The organism is uncultured Gimesia sp. (genome assembly GCF_937919775.1).
Lineage (GTDB): Bacteria > Planctomycetota > Planctomycetia > Planctomycetales > Planctomycetaceae > Gimesia.
On sequence record NZ_CALFPF010000626.1, the window covers coordinates 1 to 5,676 of the forward strand.

A 5,676-nucleotide genomic window follows, 5' to 3' on the forward strand; every position below is an offset into this window, starting at 1 on the left:
TTTTCATCGCGTGAACAGAGTTCCGGCAATTAAGATAGCCTTCGAAATGCGGATGTGGTATGAGTTGAAAACACCTGAAAAGCAACGTTTACGGAGCCTGTTTCCGTCTTTGACCTGATCAATTCCTTTTACTTTCCCCTCACCAGGAAGGGAAGACCATGAGTCAGTTACGAGTATTAATTTATTTGTTCACCATCAGCGCCGGAATTCTGCTGGCCCATAGCGGAGCCACGGCGGCGGACGAACCAGCAGCGGGTTCTGCCGACCTGCGGATTGATTCGGTACTGGTCAGCCTGATTGAACAGGTCGAGGTTCCCGCGCGTGAAGTCGGTCAGCTCGACAAAATGCTGGTCCAGGAAGGTGCGACGGTTCAGAAAGGGGAGATCCTGGCGCAGATTGAAGATGGGGAAGCGGTTTTGCTTCAGCAGCAGGCGAAACTGGAATACGAAATGGCCAAACTCAAAGCCGAAAATGATATTAACATTCGCTTTGCCCGCAAGGCACACGAAGTGGCGACAGCCGAACTGCTGCGGGCAGAAGATTCCATCAAGAAATATCCCAAGAGTATTTCCAAAACTGAACTGGATCGGCTGAAGCTCACCGCAGAGAAAGCGGAACTGGAAATCGAGCAGGCAACCGAAGAAGCAAAGACTTCTCAACTGGAAGCCAGTCTGAAACGGAACGCACAGGAGATTGCCGCACTGGCAGTCCAGCGACGCAAAGTGGTGGCACCGATTTCGGGAATGGTCGTTCAGATTATGACAAAAGATGGCGAGTGGGTCCGTCCCGGCGATACCGTACTACGCATCTTAAAACTGGATCGTCTGCGTGCAGAAGGACTCGTGAATGCATCGCGTCTGCAGGAACAGGATCTGAAAGGCCGACCTGTGACGCTCGTTGTGAATCCGGGAACGAAGCAGGAAATTGAGTTCCCGGGAAAAATTTCGTTTGTCAGTCCTGAAATTAATCCGGTCAATAACCAGACGCGTGTCTGGGCTGAGATTGAAAATCCCGAACTCAAACTCAAACCGGGTATGCGTGCTTCCCTGATTATCAAATAAACCCCTTTCGATTGAGAAAACTGCCACAGCCACCATGTCGTTCGGCCCTCAAGATTTTTCGAATCAGCCACTGCGTCTGCGAATGCGGGCCGACCTGCAAGTTCAACCGTTGCAGTTCGGCGGCAAAACCTATTGGGGCATCAAAGATCCGTTTTCGCTGCAGTACTATCAACTGCGGGATGAGGAATTTTTTATTCTGAAGCTGCTGGATGGACGGTCTTCTTTCGTCACGATTCGGCGTCAATACGAGCAGCGATTTCCGCCTCAGAAACTGGAAGCCTCTCAACTGCAGGGATTTTTATCACGCCTGCATCAGGAAGGGCTGATTCTCGCCGACGCCTTTGGCCAAGGCGAAATTCTACTGGAGCGGCGAACACAAAAGCAGTCACAGGCGCTGCGCTCCCGGTTGATGAATCCGCTGGCCATTCGATTTCGAGGCATTGATCCGCACCGCCTGTTGAATCGGCTGCAGCCCTGGACCGCGGTCTGTTTTACTCCGCTGTTTCTGCTGGCGGTACTGATTTTGATGACAGCGGCGTGCACATTGATCATCACGCATCTGGACGCCGTCATCGCGCAGCTTCCGGATTTTACGACGTTCTTCGAAGCAAAAAATCTGATCCTGCTCGGCTGCAGTCTGGCGCTGGTCAAAGTGCTGCATGAGTTGGGGCACGCGGTAGCCTGCAGACAGTTTGGAGGCGAGTGTCACGAGATGGGAGTGATGCTGCTGGCCTTCATTCCCTGCCTGTATGTGAATGTCAGCGATGCCTGGACCATGCCCAGTAAATGGCACCGCATCATTGTGAGTTCTGCCGGCATTTTTGTCGAACTTATCATTTCAGCAATCTGCGTTTTTCTGTGGTGGTTTTCCTATCCGGGGCTGTTTCATTCGCTCTGCCTGAACGTGGTTTTTGTCTGTTCGGTCAGTACTCTGTTACTGAATGGGAATCCCCTGCTGCGTTATGATGGTTATTATATCCTACTGGATTTACTGGAAGTACCCAACTTGAGACAACGGGCTCAGTCGATTGTTTCCAATCGCCTGCATCACTGGTTCTTCGGACACAAGGCCGACACGCTGCTGAAAGAACCGAGGCGGCTGCGAAGATTTTTGTTCCTGTACGGCATTGCCTCGGTATTGTATCGCTGGTTTATTGTGATCGTGATTTTGACGGTTTGTTATTATGTGCTGGAACCGTATGGTCTGGAAGTCATCGCTCAGGTCATGGGAGCTTTTGTGCTAATGGGAATGTTGATTATGCCTTTGAAGTCCGGCGTGAATGAAGTTCAGACCTATGCGAAAACAGGCCAAATCCAATGGCGACGTTTTCTGATTCGCACCGCGCTCGTTTTGATTCTAATCGCAGGTCTGCTGTTCATTCCCCTGCCGCATCGGATCAGCGCCCCGGCACTCATCGAACTCAAGGATGCCAAACACGTTTATGTGACCGCACCCGGATTCCTCAAGTCGGCGGCCACTCCGCAAACGGTGCTGCAGCAGGGTGCGCTGATTGCCCAGTTACAGAATGATGAAATCAACCAGGAAATTCTCAAACTCACGGGCCAGATCAACCAGCAGGAAATTCGCATTTCCACACTGGAACGACGCCAGCTGGATGACCCGGAAGCCGCCCGGGAACTCCCGACGGCGTTAGAACAACTGGCCGATCTGAAAGATCAGCTGCAGCAGCGCCAGACCGATCAGCGGCGGCTCAGTTTGAGGGCTCCCCTCACCGGCACATTAATTTCTGCGCCTCCCAAACCGGTTTCTCAGGAAGAGGAATCACTTTCCAGCTGGTCGGGCTCACCCCTCGATCCGGAAAATCGGGATTGTTTCCTGGAACGGGGCACCTGGCTCTGTTCGCTCGGCGATCCTGACCAGCTTCAGGCCCGGCTGATTGTGGACCAGGAAGATGTCGAATTCATCGCACCCGGCCAGTCGGTTCGCATTCTGCTCGATGAATATCCGGGCCATGTTTTGAAAGGCACCATTCAGGAAATCGCGGAAATCGACATGGAAGACCTGCATCCGAATTTGATTCATCGCGAAGAAATCACAACTGAACTCGATTCGACAGGCAAACGGCAACTGAGAAACACCTCTTATCTCGCCCGGGTTACCCTGGAGCCCCCTTCTGAACGGCCGCTGATACATGCTTCCGGTTTGGCAAAAATCTCCGTTTCACCGGAATCGCTGGGGAATAAAGCCTATCGACAACTAAGAAAAACCATTCGCCTGTTCCAGTAATATCCACCGCATTTTCAACAAACACCCCAGACTGACATGTGATCCGTACACAAGATCAACATTTCCAGATTGGTGCCGAGTTGCTAGAATTCCGCGATTCACAGTAAAAACATGACCCTTTAAGTATAAAACTCGACTTCAAAATGAGTCTGGCGGCAAGGAGGCTTCTCGATGACCGATCCACAAAGCAACTCACTTCCCACATTAAATATTGTCGTCCTCACTGGTGGGGAGTCGGCAGAACGTGACATCAGTCTGAAAAGTGGTGCAGCGGTCGGCCGCGCCCTGTCGGCCCGCGGGCATCGAGTGAAAATCATCGATCCTTCTCTGGTGGATCTCGACACCTATGACTGGTCCGGCTGCGATGTCGTCTTTATCGCCTTACACGGTACTTATGGAGAAGACGGCACGATTCAAACCACCCTGGATCGGCTGGGAGTTCCCTACTCGGGCTGCGATGCACCTACGTCCAAACTGGCTTTCAGTAAGTCGGCTTCGAAAGAACGGTTTATTCAACACAATGTGAGTACGCCTTCCTATGTGCTGATACATGAATCCGACGATGCCCAGCGCATTCAACAACACGCCCGAACGATGGGTTATCCTCTGGTGGTGAAGCCGGACGCACAAGGTTCCAGCCTCGGTGTGACGATTGTCAAAACTCCCGAAGAACTGCCTCAGGCGCTGGCACGCTGTTTTCACTATGACTCATTCGGCATTCTGGAATCGGCCATCAAAGGCTCGGAATGGACGGTCAGTCTGGTCGATGATCAGGTACTGCCCCTGATCCAGATTGAAACACCACACGAGTTTTTCGATTATGAGGCCAAGTACCTCGATGACTCAACCGAGTACCTGTTCGAATTCAATCTGCCAACCAATGTGGTTCAGGCCATCATCAAAACGGGAGTGAGTGCCTGCGAAGCACTGGGCACCACGGGTATTGTGCGCGTTGATATCCTGCTCGACCGCTTCCAGCAACCCTGGGTGCTGGAAGTGAATACGATCCCCGGATTCACGGATCACAGTCTGGTTCCCAAAGCAGCAGCGCATGCTGGTCTCGACTTTGGCGAGCTGTGCGAACGTGCTCTCATTAATTGTCTGACAAAAGCCGCCCACAAGCCGCAAAATTGATAAAGTTTAACCAGGCGGCCTGTTTTCGTGAGGAATTGCGACTTTTCTGCGGAGCGCCCCAACTCTTTCAGCGTGAGATAGCGATAATCTATTGTAGGAGTCGGTGCGCAGTTTCCACCCACCTGTGCGCCGGGTTGGCAATACCGTTGCAGAGCCACACGATAAATAAGAGCGTATGAGTCGAAAAGCCCCCAAAAAACGACCGGTTAAAAAAAAGGTCGAAGTGATTGAGGAAGAAGAACTGGAGGAAGAAGCGTCTGCGCTGAGCCCTTCTTTTCTGATTAAAGTGCTTTTCCGCCCGAAAGTTCTGCTGATGCTGGCGGTCGTCGCTTCGGGATTGTTCTTTTTCCAGAAACTCAAACATCAGCTTCCCGATCTGTCGCAACTCGAAGAATATCAGCTCGAAACGAAAAAGCTCTCGCTGATACCGGCTCCGCCACATTATGTCCCCATTGATATCGTCGATCAGGTCATCAAACGCAGTCAACTGCCGGAGAAAGTCTCTCTGCTGGATCAGGGACTGGTGCTGAAAATCGCAGACGCGTTCCAGAAACACCCCTGGGTGCAGAAAGTGGTTTCCGTCCAGAAAACGAACACGCTGGAAGTGGAAGTTCTGTTCCGCAAGCCGGCGGCAATGGTCGAGATCAAGCAGGCTTTGTTCCCGGTTGACAACGAGGGGGTTCTGTTACCGCCCGAAGATTTTTCGGTCTCCGATGCGCGTCGCTATCCGGTCATCACGGGTATTCTCTCGAACCCGGCAGGCCCCGCCGGTACCTCCTGGGGAGATCTGACCGTCACGGGAGCGGCGCAACTGGCAGAAGCGCTCGGCCCGCACTGGAAAGAACTCGATATTGTTTCCATCGAAGCACCGCCACGCACCACCACGGAACTGGCACTGGATGATCTGGTTTACCGCCTGATTACCACCGGCGGTTCCGAAATCGTCTGGGGCCGTTCTCCCAAAAGTCAACGCAGGGGAGAATTGCGCGTCGATCAGAAAATCGGCAAGCTGGAAAAATATTATCGCGACTACGGCGGCTTTGACCGCCCGCACGGCCCCTACGAAATCGACATCCGCCACTGGCAGGAAATTTCCCGCCGACCACTCAAACAGCAGAGCAGCCAGCGCACTTTGATGCAGCGCTGAAACGGGCTTCCATTACTCTTGAACTGGTTTCAGCCCGAAGTATTCACGCTATCTGTTTGTAAGTGCGAACTGAGACATCGATAATT

General features: G+C 52.5%; 4 protein-coding genes. All 4 read left to right on the forward strand.

Annotated elements, in window-relative coordinates; translation table 11 throughout:
- Positions 1-158 precede the first annotated feature (158 nt).
- The 4 genes from Q0294_RS17900 (at position 159) to Q0294_RS17915 (ending at position 5,590) form a co-directional block, all read left to right on the forward strand.
- The gene (locus Q0294_RS17900; RefSeq protein WP_299468178.1) at positions 159-1,061 is read left to right on the forward strand and encodes an HlyD family efflux transporter periplasmic adaptor subunit; all 903 of its coding nucleotides are present in this window, start codon (positions 159-161) and stop codon (positions 1,059-1,061) included.
- Positions 1,062-1,095: 34 nt separating this feature from the next.
- Positions 1,096-3,309 (forward strand): HlyD family efflux transporter periplasmic adaptor subunit, encoded by a 2,214-nt coding sequence (locus tag Q0294_RS17905; RefSeq protein WP_299468180.1) that lies wholly within the window; start codon positions 1,096-1,098, stop codon positions 3,307-3,309.
- A gap of 171 nt (positions 3,310-3,480) precedes the next feature.
- On the forward strand, positions 3,481-4,443 hold the full coding sequence (locus Q0294_RS17910) for a D-alanine--D-alanine ligase (RefSeq protein ID WP_299468182.1): 963 nt from the start codon (positions 3,481-3,483) through the stop codon (positions 4,441-4,443).
- 175 nt (positions 4,444-4,618) lie between these two features.
- Positions 4,619-5,590 carry a hypothetical protein gene (locus Q0294_RS17915; protein ID WP_299468183.1) on the forward strand — a complete coding sequence of 324 codons (972 nt, stop codon included), beginning with the start codon at positions 4,619-4,621 and terminating at the stop codon, positions 5,588-5,590.
- Positions 5,591-5,676 lie beyond the last annotated feature (86 nt).

Excerpts from the sequence above, each read along its gene's own strand:
- Q0294_RS17915 (WP_299468183.1), top strand. The coding sequence starts at position 4,619 with ATGAGTCGAAAAGCCCCCAAAAAACGACCGGTTAAAAAAAAGGTCGAA.
- Q0294_RS17900 (WP_299468178.1), top strand. The coding sequence starts at position 159 with ATGAGTCAGTTACGAGTATTAATTTATTTGTTCACCATCAGCGCCGGA.
- Q0294_RS17905 (WP_299468180.1), top strand. The coding sequence starts at position 1,096 with ATGTCGTTCGGCCCTCAAGATTTTTCGAATCAGCCACTGCGTCTGCGA.
- Q0294_RS17910 (WP_299468182.1), top strand. The coding sequence starts at position 3,481 with ATGACCGATCCACAAAGCAACTCACTTCCCACATTAAATATTGTCGTC.